Source organism: Flavobacterium flavipallidum (genome assembly GCF_038289905.1).
In the GTDB taxonomy this organism is placed as follows: Bacteria; Bacteroidota; Bacteroidia; order Flavobacteriales; family Flavobacteriaceae; genus Flavobacterium; species Flavobacterium flavipallidum.
In genome coordinates this window covers 1-18,566 of sequence record NZ_JBBYHU010000043.1, presented here as the reverse complement: position 1 = coordinate 18,566, position 18,566 = coordinate 1, and the positions used below count along the sequence as shown (strand labels likewise).

The following is an 18,566-nucleotide window of genomic DNA, read 5'->3' as shown; positions in this document are numbered from 1 at the left end:
GGCAATTTGGGGCAAAAAAGTAATGTTGTTATAATTTAAAAGAATAGGGCTATTTTAATTTCGGTCATATTTGGCAACATCCGGTAATTCATCTATGGCTTCTTGTTTGTTCAATTTACTTCCTTCCATTTCTAATAATAGAGAACTTCCTGCAATTTTAGATTTATAGGCTTTGCCTTGAAATAGAATAGGCAGATTTCCATAGTTAAACAGGGATTTTGCCTCTTTATCCAAAACCTGTAATGCAGCCGTTTTTTCACCATCTAATTGTGCCTGAATATCCCAATCGCCAACTTGTATATGAGTTAACCCTTTTTTATTTGATAGCGTTTTAATCACTTCGGTTTTTCCATTTTTGATTTGGATAATGGTTAAATATCGGAATTTTTGTTTGGCTTCCGAAGTAATGCCTGCATGCCATTGATCTTTAAAATCTTTAATCTGACCTTCGTCATTGGTCACTTTATTCCAATTGACTGCTGGTTCAAAAAATTTGTTGTGAATATTCATTTTCAAAGAAGTATTCGCAAAAACACTTGCTGTCACATTCCCTAAATCAGTTTTTACCGTAAAATTTTGTTGGTTGGCGTTTGCAGCGTTTGTTCCTTCGATGGTATAATACGGACAATGAAATTGTGTGGTCCATTTTACAGGCTTATTGGCTTCTAATTCATCATAAAGAATAATATAACCACCATCCAGCTGCAATAGATGTCTGCGGTATAAAGTAACACCCGATTCGCCGTAACCATTCGCTTTATTAGGTGTTAGATTGATTTGTTGGAATCGGTTTAACCAAAAGTCGCTTTTTATTTCGCCATAAGCATTGCTGGCATCACCCAAAGCATATTGAATACGCTGTCCTGAAATAGCTCTTGGAATCCAACCATAACCTTCTTCGCCAATTTTTTGGTTTAGACTATCGGCTAAGATGGTGTTGTAAGCCTTAGAAGTACGGTAATATAGAAGGTTGTGTTTATCACTAAAATTACTGTAATAACCCGTTCCTCCAAAAAGTACTTTGCCTTTAAAATTAATCGTAAAAGCATTTTGCGAAGCGTGACCGTGTCCTGAAGATCCAAACGGACTACTGAACAGATAACTGCTTATACTTTTATTGGCTTGTGCTAAATTTTCGTGCATGGCTACCACACCTACATCAGCAAATTTTCTGGTTTTAGGCAATTGAGTAGGCGAGGAAGCAGGAAGTTCTCTGTTAGGTTTATAATTCAATAATCGAAAGAAAAGGAAATCATCTGTACCATGAAAATAATCAGGGTGATCTCTTTTTATTCCATTGACATAGTCATTTAAGTAAGGATTATTCATTCGGTAAGTTAGCGCATCTGCAAACCAGGCTTCACCTTTTACAATGTAGGGAACGTTTTCCCACATATCGCCTATAGCGGTAGTAGCAGCACCGTTAGGATGGGTGTACAACATATAATAAGGCAGGTTTTGCATCCATGGCAATTTAAAATAATCGACTCCGCTAAAGTCACCAAACATTTGTGATAAATAAATGATAGATTTAAAATTTACCCTGAAATAACCATTGCCTTCATGCCAGCCTCCATCGGTTGTACCTAACACAGGAAAACGTGCCGACCAGACTTCATACATGTAAGTAAGCCATTCTTTGGCTTCCGGAACATCATTGATTACCGCTACTGTTGCAATAGCTAGGTTGCGCAGGGTAATTTGCCAAACGTGATTGTCGCTTACATGCAACTCAAAACGATTAGGCAAATGATTATAAATTCTTTTTGCTCTAATTGTAATACTATTTTTGAATTGTTCTTTTTCTTGAAGAGTTAAAAAATCATATCCGGCATCATAGAACCAACCTAAGGCTTCTAAAACAGCACCACTGGTAAAATCATCTCCTGTAGCCAGGCCATCAGGATTCATATTGGCAATATTTAATGCTCTGCGTTTGGCATCCAGAATAAAGCGTTTGTCTTTTGTCAGCTGATAAGCAATACACAAATTACGAACCGGATTTCCCACGGCATCACCAAAACCGTGATACATTCTTTCGATAATAATTTTTTTCTCCAATGGAGTTTTTCCAGTAGTATCTATGATTCTTTGTGGTTTCTCAGTAGGAAGCGGAGCCAACATTAGTTTTTCTGCAAATACAATGAATTTTTTAGCTTCTGGATTGTCCAGATTATTGCGATAAAAATCTTCTCCAATGCGGTTCATACCCCATAAAAGAGGGTGAGAGCCTTCATTTCTTTTCAATACTTCACTAATTGGAGGAGATACTTTTTCATTAGCATATTTGGCATCCACCACAAAATCATAAACAGCAGACCAGGCCCATTGATTGCTGCCTTTTAAAGCATAACCGTATTTCCAGTACCATTTTCCCGGTTTTAAAGCCTGATGTAGCGGATAAACCGCCCAACGTTGCTCAGAACTGCTAAGTAAATCGTTGTTGAAATTTTTATCGCTGGCTAACATTACTTTGTAACGCACATTCCCAATGTTTGGATCTTCAGTAACAGTACTGCCGCTTTCCATGGGTTTGACCATTTCTTTTCCATTTGTTCCAGGCCACAGCAGAGCAGGCGCATTGGTTGGCACCGTTATCCCATTGACCGGATAAGGCCATTCGCGAACTCTGGAATGCAATTTTTCTGCTGTTAGTTTAATGAATGCGGACTTTTGTTGACCGAAAACATGGATTGCAAATATTGATAGTGCTACTACAGCTATTTTTTTAGGTATCATATCTTTATTTTTTTAATCGGATTTATAATCCTGAATCAAATGTGTCTCCGTTTTTTTTGCACCATTGCTTTAAATAGTTTCGCATGGCAATAAGCTGTTTTTTGTATGTTTTATTTACCGCTAAATTGTTGATTTCTCCGGGATCGTTGGTTAAATCAAATAATTGTTCTTTAATTTCTCCTTTGTTGTAAACAATGTATTTAAAATCTTTAGTAATCACAGCTCGGCCACTAATGCCTAATAAATCTTCATTATCGGCAAAATCAGTTTCAATAACCAGTGTATCGCGTAGTTGTAGTTCGGGATTGGCTATTTTTTTGCTTAAGTCTATTCCTTTTAAGTAAGTTGGTTTCGGCACTCCTGTGAAACCACATATTGTTGGGATAATATCGATACCGTTGCAAACTAACATATCATCCGTTCGGGGAGTTATCGAACCATCCATTTTGGAGATGATAAAAGGAATTTTAGCCGCTTCTTCATATAAAATTTGTTTTTGGTTCCAACTGTGTCCTGCATTGCCATCGCCATGATCGGCGGTGAAAATGATAATGGTATTTTTTTCGACACCATATTTTTTTAACGATGCTAATACCATTTCGATATAATTATCAACTTTTTCGACTAATCGGTTGTAAGCCCATCGGTATTGACGCCATTTTTCGGGTGTATAATTGACAGAAGGGTAGGTGCGTAAACCGACTATTTTTTGTTGATCACGAACAATTTTGGGTTCGTGAGCAGGTATTTGCCAGTTTGCCGGTAATGGCGGACACTGATCAGCCGGAGGAGCATCTTCTAAAACATCCATTTTTAAATCTTCATCTCTTGCCCATTCACAAATATCATGAGGGTTCAAAAAAGAAGCCACGAGTAAGAAAGGATTGTTCTTATTTTCTTTGATAAAACGAGCACAAAAAGAAGGTGTTGCTGCATCATTATAATCTAAAAAGTTTGTGTTCTCAATGTATTCAAAACCATGTTGGTTTTTTTTAGTGGTTGGTACAGGTAAATGCCATTTCCCTACATAGCCCGTTTTGTAATTTCCATTTTGAAAAATTTTACCCATCATTAATAAATCTTCAGGCCATTGTCCATCTTTTTCAGGGGCATTCCCTATAAAACCATTTTCAAAAGGCATTTTTCCACTCATTATTGCCGCACGGGACGGACTGCATAAAGGTTGAGCGCAATAAGCTTTAGTAAAACGAACTCCGTTTTGAGCCAGTTTATCCATTGCCGGAGTATGTAAATTTTTGTTTCCGGCTATACTCATCGCATCAGCCGTTTGTTGGTCGGTCATAATAATGAGAATATTGGGACGACTGCTTGTCTGGGCAACACTAACCCAAGACATATTTAAGGCTAACAGACATAGAAGCAATAGGTGTTTTTTGATTTTCATAATCTATGCTAATTTTATTGAATAACTTGTAAATGATATTACGAATTTAGCTATCTGCATCTGAAAGAGGTTTTGATTTTGTTCAAAATGCTATTAAATTTAGTTAAAGCCTGTGTTTTATGTGTAATTATAGTTGTAATTACTTATGATTTTATATTATATGGGGACATTTGTTAATTAATTATAAGTTGGTGTTAAATGACAAAATGTTCAAGAGTGGTATTTATTTAAAAAAGAAATGCAGCGCTTTTGAGGCTCTGCATTGGATTATTGGTTATTATTTTTGTTTTGAGGATTTTCCAAAATCCCTCCATATTTCAAATTGCTCAGTGGTGAGTATTTTTCTTTCTTCTGCCGTAATATCTTTTTTCCAAGCTTGCAATTTTTCTTTTCTTTGTTCCTCAGTAAGTGTTGCATCTTCTTTAATAGCTTTTTGGGTTTTACCGTTTTCAGCAATTAGCTCGTGCATTTTCAGTCTGTTTTCATTACTCAATTTCATTACCGTAAAAATAGAATCTCTTAAGATCTTCATGCTTTTTGGTTTGTTTTGACCAAAAGATAAACTGCTTATTAACATTAAACGGAATAATAGAATTATCTTCTTCATAATTTTCGTTTTAGAGTATTAATAATTAGGATTTTGACGGGTAATACTTTTGTTAACATCCGTTTCATTAGTTGGAAAAGGATATAATTCGTGTTTGAATTTGGTAAAGTTGTCAAATGCCGGATAAGGATAAGTAACTCTGATCGCCTGTACAGCTGTTTTTGTTTCGGCTATCTTCTCAGCTAAAATTCCCCAACGGATTAAATCGGCTCTACGCATTCCTTCGCCTGAAAGTTCCCAAGCTCTTTCTTGTTGTATTGCTTTAAGAAAATTAGCTTTATCTAAGCCAGCAAGATTAACTTGTGCAGCTGTTGGTTTTGTCAAAAGTGTAGCTGTTGCTGTTGCTCCGGAACCTTTTCCATCAGTACTAGTAATTGTTACTGTTGGAGCAGAAGTATAACCATCGCCAGAACGTAGTGTTGTAATTGTATTAATACGACCTCCACTTGCCATTGTAACAGCAGCTGCGGCTGCATCAGTACCGCCTCCTCCTGTGATATTAATTACTACAGTAGCTGCTGATGTGTATCCTGTACCTTGGCTTCCTAAAGCAACACTAATTCTGCTTCCTGGTACATCTAAACCAAAACCTCTTCGTCTCACTTCATTGATGGCATCATAAGCAATGGTGTTTGGTCCTTCGTTTAATTCATTTTCCACTTCAGCACGCATTAATAACAAATCTGAATAACGCATAATTACCCAGTTGATGTAAGTACTAATTCTTTCCTGAGGAGCGTTAGTTTGATATTCTCTGCTCCATTTGGCTGTTGTCCATGATTGGTCTTGGTTAGTAGTTATACGAGCGATCTTGTTTCCTAGAGCATCAAAGATATAAGTAGCAATTGAAAAATCTCTGCGTTGATCTCCTGCTGCAAAACTAGTATAGAATGGTTTAGGCACTAAACATCTGGCTGCTGTACCTCCATAAAAACTGTTAGTAGCAGTAGGAGCAGATGGAGCATTGAAATAACCTGACCAAGAAGTATTGGCTAATATAGTTCCTATTGCAGGATTGTAAAAAGCAACCTGAAAAATGTTTTCAGTAGGTTCTAAAACATGTTGGCACTGGTTTTTAAATACTTTAGAATAAGATGGATTTAACTTATAGGGATTGTTAGCCATAATATCATTAATTTCTTGTTGTGCCAATCGGTAATAATCCTTATAATTGTCTGGACGTTTGATAGTTCCATCTGCTCTTAATGAATATCCTCCGGCAAATAATGCCACTCTGGCAAGCATAGCTTTGGCTCCCCATTTATTAATACGTTCATCTGTAGGTGTTGCTTCAGGCAATACGGCAGTAGCTTCCTGCATGTCTTTTATAATTTGCGTATAGATTTCATAACGATCCACAAGACCTGCTCTAAAGTTATCTCCTGTTTGCGAGCTTTTGGTTTTAAAAGGAACATCTCCCCAAAGGCGTACTAACTCAGAATAATAAAAACCACGTAAAAATTTAGCTTCACCTAACATGCGGTTCAATTGCGTTTTTTGACTTTCGGTACCATTTTTATATAAATCCATTTCTGGTATTTTTTCAATTACCACGTTTGCTCGGTCTATACCATTGTACAATTTACTCCATACAGTATAAAAAGTTACTGTTTTTGAAATGCCTTTGTAGTGTGGTATTGTTCTCCAGTCAACATCGGTGTCTCCACTAATTTGGATAAGATCAGTATCCGTATCAAAAACTTGAGGAATATTCCAACCGTAGGTCTCTTGAGATGACATGATTTCATATACTCCTAATGTTGCCATATAGGCTTCGTTTTCATTGGAGAAAAAATTATCAGATGTGAAATAAGAGTATGGAGTGGTTTCTATCTGATTATCACAAGAAGTAAGGGGCAGTAATAAAGAAGCTGCACCAGCTACTAAAATTGTTTTTAGGGAAAATATTTTATTTTTCATTTTCTTTAAATTTTAAATTATAGTGAAATATTTAAACCTGTAATAAAAGATTTTGATTTTGGATAAGCACTAAAATCAACACCAGGAGTTAAGGCATTATTAATTACACTAACTTCAGGATCATAACCTGAATATTTGGTAAATACATACAAATTATAAGCAGTTACATAAAATCTCATACTTGAAATTCTCATTGAATTCAACCATTTTTTAGGTAAAGTATATCCTAAGCTGATGTTGTTGATACGCAAGAAAGAACCATCTTCGATAATATCGCTATACAAACGACCTGTAGCATTTCCGTTGTAAACAGGATTTGTTTTTCCTGCATTTAAAGCTGCTAACTCGGTAGGATCAGTTACTCGTTGTCCGGCGGCATTAATAGTTGTCCATCTGTCTGCAAATACTGCTAATGAATTTAAGTTCTCTGTATTAAGACTTGCGTTGTTTAATACATTGGCATTAAAAATATCATTACCTACAGTAAAGTTTAAAAATATACTCAAATCGATTCCTTTATAACTAAAGGTATTATTCAAACCTCCAGAAAATTTAGGGTTAGCATTTCCTATTGCAGTTCGGTCCAAATCGTTTATTACTCCATCTCCATTGACATCCTTAAATTTAATGAATCCCGGTTGTGCTGCTGCACCATTGTCCTTGACTACGTCTGATTTTAAAGCATAAGTTCCATTTGTTGTATTGTAATCAAAATCACCTACTTGGTACAAACCATCTCTAACATAACCGTACATGATACCTACCGGCTTTCCTACTTCTAATATGTAGTCGTTTACATTAGGAAAATAACTACTGGTTAACAATGAGGTTTCACCTTCACTCAAACTAAGTACTTTGGTTTTGTTGAAAGCGATGTTAAAACTGGTATTCCAAGAGAAATCAGTCTTTTTAATATTTGCTGTATTTAAAGTAAACTCAAGACCACGGCTAGAGGTAGATCCAATATTTTGAAACTGATTTGTAAAACCAGCATTGGCAGGAATACGAGTGTTATACAGTAAATCTTTAGAGCGATTATCGTACAATTCAGTTGTAAGAGTGATTCTTTGGTTGAAAAAACCTAAATCTAACCCCAAGTTAGTAGATTGAGTTGATTCCCATTTCAAATTTGGGTTCGGAAGATTTTTCTGGAATGCAGTAGTAACGGTTGTGTTGTTTAAAGGATAAGATCCTGAATCAAAAATTCCCAATGCTGCATAATTAGCTATTCTGTTATTTCCAGCCTGACCGTAACTTGCGCGAAGTTTTAAATCAGAAATAGCAGTTGCGTTTTTCATGAAATCTTCGTTAATAACTCTCCATGCGGCAGAGACTGCTGGAAAATATCCCCATCGGTTGTTTGCTCCAAATTTAGAAGAACCATCAGTTCGTAAACTTGCCGATAATAAGTATCTGTTTTTGTATGAGTAATTTGATCTGGCGAAAAAAGACATTATTTTATCATCTTCAGTAAGTGATGTTGGAATTCCGGGAACAGTTCCCAGATCTAATCTATCCCAGCCTGAATTTACTTCCGGAAAGGCAGAAGCACTTACAGAAAAGGCTTCAGAATAATTATAAATATATTCCTGACCGGCAGTAATATCAAACTTATGACTCTTAGCAAATGTTTTACTGTATGTAAGGGTGTTATTATAATTAAAACGGCTTGAATGAAATTCGGAAATTCCACCAAAGGCACCACCACTTCTGATAGCCAGAATACCTGAACTGTCATTGAAATACTTGCTTGTAGTATTGTTATCAGTTAAACTCGCTAATCCTCTGTAAACTAAGTTAGGAGTAAGGTTGTATTGTAATTGTACACTTGCATTTAATCCTTTCTTAACTGATTCTCTTTGTTGGCTGGCTATGGAAACCAGTGGGCTTTGTAATGCAAGACTGGTATCTAATGGGTCTAACAATAAATCTTCAAGTTCATCATCTGTGCCTAATAGTCCATTTACAGGACGGTACCGCAATACATTTTGTAACATACTTAATCTTGGATTTCCACCTTCGCCGGTACCTAATCCAGTAATTTTTTGATTGGAATAATTCACAATACCATTAATCGAAAACTTTTTACTTACATTATGATTTATCGATATTTTAGCAATATTTTTTCTCGAAGCACTTTCTCTCATTACACCTTCATCATCATTTAGGGAATAGAAAATATTGAATTTAGTTTCGTTTTGTCCGCCGCTGATACTTAATTTATGATATTGACTCATTACCGGGCTACCAAAGATTTCTTTTTGCCAATTTTTACCTGCTCTGTTTGCATAAAGTGATTCCAGTTGATCAAAAGCACCATAATTATTTGTAAATGCGGTCAGTTTTATAGGGTCAGTTACTACTCTTTCATAAGTTAATAGAGCAAATTGATATGGGTTCATTACAGGAATTTCAGAAGTTACCTGTTTTATACCTGCGTAGGTATCGTAATTAACTGTTATTTTTCCGGATTTTGTTTGCTTGGTGGTTACTAAAATTACTCCGTTTCCACCTTGTGCTCCATAAATTGAAGTTGATGAAGCATCTTTTAGTATATCTATTGATTCAATATCCATAGGGTCTAAAAAACCTAATCCTCCAGTTTGAGGCACACCATCAATTACATACAAAGGTTCATTACTTTGAGTAATGGACATTCCGCCGCGTATTTTAATAGAAGGATCAGATCCTGATGTTCCGTCACTCATAGTAACTTCCATACCAGCAATGCGTCCTTGCAATGCCTGAGCTACGTTTTGTACCGGTACTTTAGCTAGCTCTTCTCCTTTAACAGAAGAAATAGCTCCGGTAAGATCTTTTCTTGATTTGGTTCCGTAACCTACAACTACAACCTCATTAAGGCTGTTTGTCTCATCGGCTAATTTTGTGTTTATGGTTGTTCGACCGTTAAGTTTTTCTTCAATAGTTTTTGTTCCCATAAAGGAAAAAACTAATGTAGCATTTGGTTTCACCTTGATTTGATAGAAACCATCGATTGAGGTTACAGTACTGTTTTTTGTTCCTTTTTCTATAACAGTAGCCCCTGGCATTGGCATATTTTGCCCGTCGCTTACCATACCATTTACGGTAACATTATCTTGCCCAAACACGAGGATGCAATTTGTAAGCAACAAAAATAAAAATAGAGTCCTTTTCATAATTTTGTTATTAATATAGAATAAGGGATAAAGCCTTTTCTAAAATTGGTAATGAGTTAGTTAAAATTATAGTTTTGATATTTGTTAATTTATTTTCTCGAGATTTTCTTTTCTTTAAATATCAGTTTACTTTTTGTATCGTATCAAGGATACTCCCAAATTGATTTTTTCATAAAGTTTGGTTTTAGGATTTGTTTAGTTGTAATGTTTTTAAAATGGATTAATCAATTATGGATTGATTTTTAATTTGTTACAGTTAATTAACATTTGTAAAGTTATAAATCAGTTGTTCAGTTTAGTTTTGAAAATGTCCAAAATACTATTGAATTTGATGAATACTACTTTTAAATCCTTAAAACTCAGTAAAAAACTCATTAAAAACCTGTATTTGCTGAATTTAATTAGTTTGCAAAAGCATTTTAAAATAATTTTTCTAAAATTAGATTAGTACTGTTTGGAAAATAGTGATGGTATTTTTTTGCTAGTGAATCTTAGCGTTTAAATTGGTTTTCTTTCCATTGATATTTAAAGAAAGATTGATGTTTCCTTTTTCAAAATCATTTCCTTTATTTTCCTTAATTTCAATTTCAGGAGTTTTAGTACCGTCGTAGGGATAAACTATAGTTATAAAATATGCTGTTTTATCATCATTTTTAGTTTTTTCGAAAGCAAAAGCAGGTCTTGGAATTTCTTTTGCATAAGCATACGAAACTTTTCCTTCTTCTTTGTTAAGGCTAACTTTATCTGAGTTTACTGATTGAATTAAAAGGTTGTTTCCGTCTGTATAAGTAGTACAAACACTGTTTTTTATTTTGTTAAAAACAGGATTACTATCTTCTTTTAATTGAAAATGTACTTGTACATTCCCGGTTGCTTTACCAATGGCTTTATCAATAATTAAAAAATACTTTTGGTCTATAAAAAGGATACTGCGTTGATGATTCAAATCGGTGTAACTAGGGTTGGTGTAGGTCAAGATGTCCAGCTTTTTACTCGTTTCCCATTTGTTTTGTTCCGCCTTTGTAATTACCATGTTTTGGTTGTCGAGTGTAAGGGTCGAGTGTACTCTTGTTTGACGATACCAGTTTCTCATTTTTGTGATTTCAGCGTCTCCACTGTAGATATAACAACCGGCATCAGGTGTAAAATTGCGTCCTTTTACCCAAAGTTCGAAAGTTCCGTTATCGGGTTGTGCATGAAATTTTCCTTCAGGACCAGCTTTGACGATCATTACAGTCGATTGGTTATTCCACCCATTTCTGAAGGTGTAAAATCCGGCATTTTCTAATGCTGATGATAGAAAATCGATAGTGCCTGCTTTGCCGTCGGTAGCAAAGTATTGTAGCAAATTATTTTCGGGAAATAGTTTTGACCAAGATTGAAATTGTTTCATTCGGACATCTTTAGTAGTAAGCCAAGAATCTCCAAACATAGGATTGTTGTAATCTGGAAAGGAGATTTTTGCTGTTGCTTCTGCCATATTTTCGATTGTTTTTACATAGCTTTCCGGAAATTCCTGTGCCACACCGGCCATTTTAGCCGAGTTATAGGCTTTCAGGAAAATTTCAATACTGGCTACATGATACGTTGGCGAAAGTTCCCATTGCATTCCATCATTTAAAACCTGTAATTTTATTTCACGGTTTAATATCTCAATACCGCTTTTACGCCAAGCTTCGGCATTTTTAAGTTCAGGGAAGATGCTGCCTGCTCCTAGAACTCTTTGGGCTTCAAATAATAAATGATTACCTTCTGCGCTGTAATGTTTAGTAATATAATTGGCTTGTTGGTGAAAAAGGTTTAAAAACTCCAGTAAAAAATTAGCTGTGAAATGAGGGGAGTTTATAAATAAATTAAAAGTTCCGGGCAAACTTTGTGTACGATCCGAAACTTCTAAAGGACGCCAGGCATAACGATCGTTTTCCGGAGATAAACCTAAAGCATTTTTTTTAGCCCAATCTCTGAATTGAAAAATCCATTCTTTAACATATTTTTCGTCACCACTGCTGCGATAAGCCATTCCCATAGCTTGCCACCAGGTTACTCGGTGTAATTGCCAGCGCACTTCGTTGTCTTTAACCGGCCAATATTCCCAATTGATGTCTTTGCCATAATCATAATAGCCATAGCCTTTTTGGGGTTGAAATTGATGTTCTAAGGCATTATCTGCTTTTAACTGATTGGCTTTGCCAATGTCTTTTCCTCTAAATCGAGCTTCATCTCCAATATTAAATTCGGGATGTTTGATGTTTTTTCGGTTGCGGTAATAAGTAAGAAGTTCTTTGGCAGCTTCATCATATTTAGCTGCTGTATAAAGTGCGTTCACTTTTTCTAAGCCGTGATAAGTTAGGTTGATATTATCGAAACTATCCTTAGATATTGGCAATTCCTGAGCTTTGACAAAAGATATTGCTATAAATGAAAGGCTAAGGACTATTGTTTTTTTTAAATTTATCATCGTGTTGTAAATAGATTATTGTCAATTAAATTCTTTTAAAATCAATAAGAAGCTACTATAAATTGGTTGTTTTTGATCAAAAAATAATAGCCTCTTATGATTTTATTTACTTATTAAGTTAAGTAAAAAACAGCTTATTGTTTGATTAACTTAACTGTTTTTTTATTCTTGCCTTGAATTATTTCGGTCAGGTATATTCCTGATTTTAAATTGTTTCCAAAGCTTATGGTTTGATTAGGATTTACTTTTAATAAATTGATTCTTTTTCCTGAAATATCAAACACATTTACAGAAACAGTTTCTGCAGAATTACTGCTAATATTAATATGAAATTCTGTATCTGTTGGATTAGGGGCAATCATTACAGAAAACTCGTTTGTTACTTCTTTTGCAAGTTCAATATTTTTTTTACTGCTCAAAGTATTGCAATTTCCCAAATAACAGCCGTGCGCCAGATGATCAGAAACACTACTTGTTGAAATACAAAGACTTTTATCGTGGTTAGGATTACTGCTGTGACATAGTTTTACTTTACCGTCTGCACAAAGAATATCGATTACGTTTATTTCTTTGGTTACAGCAAAAGAACAACCTAGTGCATCTGTAATTGTAGCTGTATAACTGTGTACTCCCGGCGTTGAAGGACTTACTGTAATACTTGCATTTGTAGCACCATTACTCCACGAATAGCTATAAGGTGCTGTACCATTAGTAGGTGTTGCAGATAAGGTTAGCGAAGAAGGACCGTAACCCAAATAAATTGTATTAGCCTGACCTCCGGGACTTACTGAATAAATATCTGCAATGTCTGCTGTTAATTTGCTGTTAATTGTAACGGTAGTTATAGCCGTACTGCTATTACCGGCATTGTCAGTAACGATCCATGTTATTGTTGAAATTCCGATATTGAAATTCCCACTGGCATCTATACCATTTCCATTTCTTATAGTAGCGCCATTAATTTGATACGTCACAGTATTTGCAGTACAATTATCAGTAGATATTGCTACAGGAATTGTATAATTACCACTTGTTTCATAACAAAGGTTAATTTTTTCAATGACCTTTATTTCCGGAGTCTGTGTATCAATTACGGTTACTGTTTGTGTTGTTGTAGCCATGTTGCCACTTGTATCGGTTGCTTTCCAGGTTACTGTTGTAATACCAATAGGAAATAAGGCTGGCGCATCGTTAGTAATAGTAGCCACGGCACAGTTATCGGTAACAGTAGACTGAACTAATATTATGCTTGCATTACATTGATTTTCATCATTGTTTACGATTATTGCAGAAGGTGCGGTGAAAATAGGCTTTTCAGTATCATTAATTTTTATTATAAATGAAACAGAAGAACTGTTGCTGCATTCATCGGTGGCTACCCACTTAACGAGGGTTTCTCCTTTGTTAAAAATTTGATCAGCCAGTGAGCCGTTACCGCTACCTGTAGTAGCTCCGCTAAGTGTATAGTTGTAAGTGGTTTTACTGCAGTTGTTTACTGCGGTAATGTCAAATTCATTAGCTTTTACAGTATAGGTGCTATAACCGGGGTCTGTGCTTTTAGTTATATCCGATTTTTCAGGAATATTAAAAACAGGTTTAACCCGACCATTGAATGAAAAATCATCGATACCTATCAGAGGAATTCCGCCTGTTCTGTTAGAACCATACCAATACAGACGAAAAGTGATAGGTGCTTGAACGTTAGACAATGAAGACAGGTCGTAGGTAAGTGCGGTAGCAGTTGTTCCGGCAAAGCTTTGAGGAGTTGTAATATCATTTGTAAAACCGTCCAGACTGGATCGCATTACAAACATACTAGGGTCAGCAGTGTTTCCTTTTCTCGCTGTGAATTTAAGATTAGAAAAATCGATTTTGTAGCCACTTGCCGGTTGCAGTTTGAACTCAAAATATTGATTAGGATTAAATGGAGTAGCGGGGTCTGATGTCAATACTTTATTAGTCCATCCATTTAGTAAAACTCTGTTGCTAAATACGCCGGCAGTGTTAAGATCGCTTTCTGTGGCATAAAAGAAACTAGGAGTTGTACTTCCGTCATTTACGATATTGGAATTAGAAATATTTCCTATGATAACAGGCGAACTAAAGTCAATAGTACCATTTAAAGTATTTCCCCAAATTTGTACTGGTGCGCTGTTATTATTAAGTTTAAAAATACGTATATCATCATGGTAAATGATACGTGTTGCAACGTTGGGTGGATCGGTAGTGATTGATTGTCCAGGGCGGTACAATCCCCATTTCAGATATCCTGAAGGATTTTCTTCAGGAACATCCTGATTGAAAGTTCTATGATTACTAATCTCATAAGCCAAAGTATATTCAGTTTGACCTGGTAGTCTATAATAAACCTTGTAATACCCTGTGGCATCCGTTGTCATTTTTGCATCCACTCTGAAATCAATCCATTGATTGATGTACGGACGAAAATCCTCTATAATTGTTGGCTCGATATTATCATTTGGAATGCGAAAAGTAATACTATTACGCTTGGCGCTAAGATACCAGGCAGGGTTTTCACCGCCGCTTTGTTTACCTTGAAAAATAATATCACCATTTTGTGCCATACCCGGTGTGTAAGGCTCCCAATCTTTCAGTAACAAACTGGTTTCAAAGCGACGTTCATCTCCGGGATAATACTTTCCGGTATCAAACATTTGAGCAGTAGCAGCTTCACTACGCCAGTGATTATCGGAAAAATAGCCAGAGTCTCCAATGGTTACACGATGTGCTATAGCATAATTTCCGGTACGACCAGGACTCACTATGTATTCGGCATCAGCAGCAGTGGCATTTGTAGTATTTAAATTTGAAATTCCAGAGTTTTCTGTGCCACTTTCGTAATCAACACTAACAAGGCTATTGGTAACTGTTGCTGGTGGTACAGGAGGTGTAGGTATTAAAAAATTGGAATAACTAATATCATCAATATACATAACAGGAGCCGATGAACCTGCACCCACATTTAATAAATTAACTCCATTAATTGCGGTTCCCTGTGGAAGTAAACCAGTTCCGGGATCTGCATTGGTTAGTACTTTCATATTATCAATCCAGATGTCAAAAGTTCCGGCTGCCAGATTGTGCGTGGTTGGAGAACTTCCGTTTTCAGTAACATATGATGCAGTGTTATTACTGTTGTTCATATAAAACTTCAAAACGTAGGACTGATTTTTGTTGATTGTTGTTTGAGAAAGTCCTGTTGTGTTATAGTTTGGGCTGGTAGATGATGAAAGCCAGTCCAGATTGACAGCTGTTGCAGTAGGAGAGAAACGCAATGAAGCGAAGGTTTGGGGGACGCTGACGCTACTGCCGGTGGTAAAATTACTTCCATTACCAATATACAGCAAAAATCGACCATTACTACCTGAGTGAATGTTTATTTTACATTGTAAAGAGGCAACTGTTGTCCCGTTAAATGGAGCTAAACCAAATTTGGCTCCTGAAACAGTTGTCCCGCCGGTTATTTTTAGCTCGGCTCCGCTACCACCTGCCCAGTTGGAAGAGGTTAATTCTATAGGTCCTTCAGTAGTTGATGAAGCTCTTACAGCAGCATTACCGCCTCCCTCAAGTGGGGTGGGTAAATAACTGCTACTGTAGGTTGTGGATGTGTAAGGAGCTGCTGCTGCAGTACCAAAGTCATACAACCAGGCAGAGTTTTGTGCTTTTGTTTCTATCAGAGCAAATACACAAATCAAAACAAGTAAACTTTTTTTCATAATAGTTTGGTTTTAGGGTTAATCAAATAAGGCTAATTTTTAGCGTTGGGTTTTTAAGTCTGTCTCTTAGATTAGCCAATAATTATTATGAAATGTATCCGAATTTACTAATGGTGGTTTGCTTTAAATCTTGGTTTACCATATATAAATCAGCATGGTTACAATTTTTAGATTGTAATTCCGGAGTACATTTTCATTCGGTAACTGTAAATGATTGTTATCGGATTGTTACTGATGAATCAATCTTTTTGATATCGGCATATCTTTTTAATGCTTCCAGATAATAATAATCTGCATAATCCAATGGAGTATCAATTTCAGAATTGTAAAGAAAAGCACCTACGCTATGTTTAAGAAGGAAATAACTATTTTCGTCAGGCTTAGCCAAATAAGCTTCTGATGATAAAGATTTTAAAATGTCTTCAGCATAATCAGCATATTTTTTTCCGTCTTGTACCTGTGTACTCAAATCCAATAAGGCAGATGCTATAACAGCGGCAGCCGAAGCATCTCTTGGTGCACGCTCTTCGGTATCCATTGCATTGTGTACATCAAAATCCCAAACAGGAACTTTGTCTTTTGGCATTCGGGGATGATTCATTATAAAAGCAGCAATATTTTCAGCTTGTTTTAAGAATTTTAGATTTTTACTGTTTTTATAGCATAAGGTATATCCATATAAACCCCATCCTTGTCCGCGAGCCCAGGAGGATTCGTCGGTTAATCCTTGATGAGTAGCTTTTCGTAACACCTTACCGGTTAAAGGATCATAATCAACTACATGATAGGAACTATAATCATTTCTGAAGTGATTTTTCATTGTAGTCAATGCGTGTGTATTGGCTGCATTGGCATAATCAGGATGATTAAATTCCTTTGCTGCCCAATACAGATACTCCAGATTCATCATGTTGTCAATAATAACAGGATAATGCCACCAAGAGAAATCCCAGGATTTGATTACACCAACTTTTGGATTAAATCTATTGGCTAAATTTTGAGCTCCATCACGCAATGCAGGAAGGTAAATTGCGTCATTTGTAATTCTGTACGCATTACCATAAGAGCAAAAAAGCATAAAACCAAGGTCATGTGTGGTTTTTATATTTCGGATAGAGTCCAGTGCAAGTGTGAATTTTTTAGCTTCCTGAGCTAATTTTTTATTACCGGTAAGTTCGTATCCATACCATAGACTTCCGGGGAAAAATCCAGTAGTCCAGTCCGTCAGACCAGCCAGTCTTACAGTTCCATCAGGATTTATCGAACGCGGATTTTTACCAGGAATGTATGTCTTTGTGGCTTGGTTTAATTGGTAATTAATTACTTCAGTCGCTTTTTTAAACCATATAAATGATTCATCATTTTGATTGGGTTGGGCAAACGAGTTAAAAGTAATGGCCGAGAAAGCTAAAAATAATCTAAAGGTTTTTTTTGTAATCTTCATCTTTTACATTTATAGTTTGTTTATTTTCTATGTTTTGATAAAGCGAAGTTATATATGAGTTAGAAAACGCTATTTCAAATTCTACCATAAAACTTTTGAAATTGGTTAACTATGAGTAAAAGATGGTTGATTTTATTGGTTTTGGCTTCGTTTAAACTTTTTAAATCAGAAAAAAACTTACTTAAAGAATTCATTTTATACAGATGGATAATATGGGTTATGTCGCATCTGGGAATAACCTTATCTTTATAATTTCAAACTCATCAAAAAATGAATACTAAAGGTTGTTGTTATTCAAAATATACCATTCTTTAGGCAGTAAATTTCAAATTAAGATTAACACTTAGTTACTGAGATCTTAAAGAAATATTGAAGATTAGATAAGTGATTTTGGTTCAAGCTACAATTCAAAGCTAGGTTTGTAATTAACCCCTTAATCATAAAAATCAGAAATGAACAATAGAAAGGTCAAAGTAGTACAATGGTTTGAATCCTGTAGTGTCACCTTGATAGGACTTCCAAATCATTTTGTTTTATGTGTATAAACTTAGGAATAAGTAGAGAAAAGCTATAAAAAAAGCTCATTTCAGACGAAATGAGCTTTTATATTTTGTGACCTCGACAGGATTCAAACCTGTAACCTTCTGAGCCGTAATCAGATGCGCTATTCAGTTGCGCCACGAGGCCTTTTGCAGTAGCTTTGTAAAGCGTGATTGCGGGTGCAAATATAGGCATAAATGTGTAACTTGCAAGCATAAATTTCAATAAATACTAAAAAAAATGAAGTTAGAAAATTATATCCGTGATATTCAGGGTTTTCCAAAAGAAGGAATTTTGTTTAAAGATATTACTCCGTTGTTAAATGATTCAAAAGCGACAGAGGAATGTTTAAAAATTCTGGTTCAATCGTTAAAAGGACAAAAAATAACTAAAGTTGTTGGTGCTGAAAGTCGCGGTTTTTTATTTGGAATGTTATTAGCGCATTCTATGATAAAAAACAAGTAAAATTTTAAAAATTAACAGGCAAATTTATAGGTGTTTATGTATGGAGTTTGTCTGTTAATTACAGAAAATACACGACCAATAATTTTGCATTTT

At 35.5% G+C, this 18,566-nt stretch carries 8 protein-coding genes, 1 tRNA gene and 1 pseudogene; 1 reads left to right on the top strand and 9 read right to left on the bottom strand.

Annotation, left to right across the window (positions count from 1 at the left end):
- Nucleotides 1-54: 54 nt before the first annotated feature.
- From AAEO59_RS15235 to AAEO59_RS15195, 9 genes are all read right to left on the bottom strand, one after another.
- On the bottom strand, nucleotides 55-2,739 hold the full coding sequence (locus AAEO59_RS15235; RefSeq protein ID WP_341701611.1) for a DUF4962 domain-containing protein: 2,685 nt from the start codon (nucleotides 2,737-2,739) through the stop codon (nucleotides 55-57).
- 22 nt (nucleotides 2,740-2,761) lie between these two features.
- Entirely contained in the window at nucleotides 2,762-4,144 is a 1,383-nt protein-coding gene (locus AAEO59_RS15230) for a sulfatase family protein (RefSeq protein WP_341701610.1), read from the bottom strand.
- Between the two features lie 277 nt (nucleotides 4,145-4,421).
- Nucleotides 4,422-4,751, bottom strand: coding sequence for a hypothetical protein (locus tag AAEO59_RS15225; RefSeq protein WP_341701609.1), 330 nt, complete (start codon nucleotides 4,749-4,751; stop codon nucleotides 4,422-4,424).
- A gap of 18 nt (nucleotides 4,752-4,769) precedes the next feature.
- The gene (locus AAEO59_RS15220) at nucleotides 4,770-6,671 is read right to left on the bottom strand and encodes a RagB/SusD family nutrient uptake outer membrane protein (protein WP_341701608.1); all 1,902 of its coding nucleotides are present in this window, start codon (nucleotides 6,669-6,671) and stop codon (nucleotides 4,770-4,772) included.
- A gap of 17 nt (nucleotides 6,672-6,688) precedes the next feature.
- The gene (locus tag AAEO59_RS15215; protein ID WP_341701607.1) at nucleotides 6,689-9,829 is read right to left on the bottom strand and encodes a SusC/RagA family TonB-linked outer membrane protein; all 3,141 of its coding nucleotides are present in this window, start codon (nucleotides 9,827-9,829) and stop codon (nucleotides 6,689-6,691) included.
- A gap of 481 nt (nucleotides 9,830-10,310) precedes the next feature.
- Nucleotides 10,311-12,287 (bottom strand): heparin-sulfate lyase HepC, encoded by a 1,977-nt coding sequence (hepC, locus tag AAEO59_RS15210; protein ID WP_341701606.1) that lies wholly within the window; start codon nucleotides 12,285-12,287, stop codon nucleotides 10,311-10,313.
- A 134-nt stretch (nucleotides 12,288-12,421) separates the two neighbouring features.
- Nucleotides 12,422-16,024 carry a heparin lyase I family protein gene (locus AAEO59_RS15205; RefSeq protein ID WP_341701605.1) on the bottom strand — a complete coding sequence of 1,201 codons (3,603 nt, stop codon included), beginning with the start codon at nucleotides 16,022-16,024 and terminating at the stop codon, nucleotides 12,422-12,424.
- 217 nt (nucleotides 16,025-16,241) lie between these two features.
- The gene (locus AAEO59_RS15200; protein ID WP_341701604.1) at nucleotides 16,242-17,468 is read right to left on the bottom strand and encodes a glycoside hydrolase family 88 protein; all 1,227 of its coding nucleotides are present in this window, start codon (nucleotides 17,466-17,468) and stop codon (nucleotides 16,242-16,244) included.
- A 613-nt stretch (nucleotides 17,469-18,081) separates the two neighbouring features.
- Nucleotides 18,082-18,155, bottom strand: a tRNA-Arg gene (locus AAEO59_RS15195).
- A 93-nt stretch (nucleotides 18,156-18,248) separates the two neighbouring features.
- On the opposite strand from AAEO59_RS15195, the pseudogene AAEO59_RS15190 reads away from it, so the two are divergent.
- Nucleotides 18,249-18,458, top strand: a pseudogene (locus tag AAEO59_RS15190) (adenine phosphoribosyltransferase); the annotation flags it as partial.
- Between the last annotated feature and the right edge of the window lie 108 nt (nucleotides 18,459-18,566).

Coding starts and splice junctions, on each gene's coding strand:
- AAEO59_RS15235 (WP_341701611.1), bottom strand. CDS start 2,739: ATGATACCTAAAAAAATAGCTGTAGTAGCACTATCAATATTTGCAATC.
- AAEO59_RS15230 (WP_341701610.1), bottom strand. CDS start 4,144: ATGAAAATCAAAAAACACCTATTGCTTCTATGTCTGTTAGCCTTAAAT.
- AAEO59_RS15225 (WP_341701609.1), bottom strand. CDS start 4,751: ATGAAGAAGATAATTCTATTATTCCGTTTAATGTTAATAAGCAGTTTA.
- AAEO59_RS15220 (WP_341701608.1), bottom strand. CDS start 6,671: ATGAAAAATAAAATATTTTCCCTAAAAACAATTTTAGTAGCTGGTGCA.
- AAEO59_RS15215 (WP_341701607.1), bottom strand. CDS start 9,829: ATGAAAAGGACTCTATTTTTATTTTTGTTGCTTACAAATTGCATCCTC.
- hepC (WP_341701606.1), bottom strand. CDS start 12,287: ATGATAAATTTAAAAAAAACAATAGTCCTTAGCCTTTCATTTATAGCA.
- AAEO59_RS15205 (WP_341701605.1), bottom strand. CDS start 16,024: ATGAAAAAAAGTTTACTTGTTTTGATTTGTGTATTTGCTCTGATAGAA.
- AAEO59_RS15200 (WP_341701604.1), bottom strand. CDS start 17,468: ATGAAGATTACAAAAAAAACCTTTAGATTATTTTTAGCTTTCTCGGCC.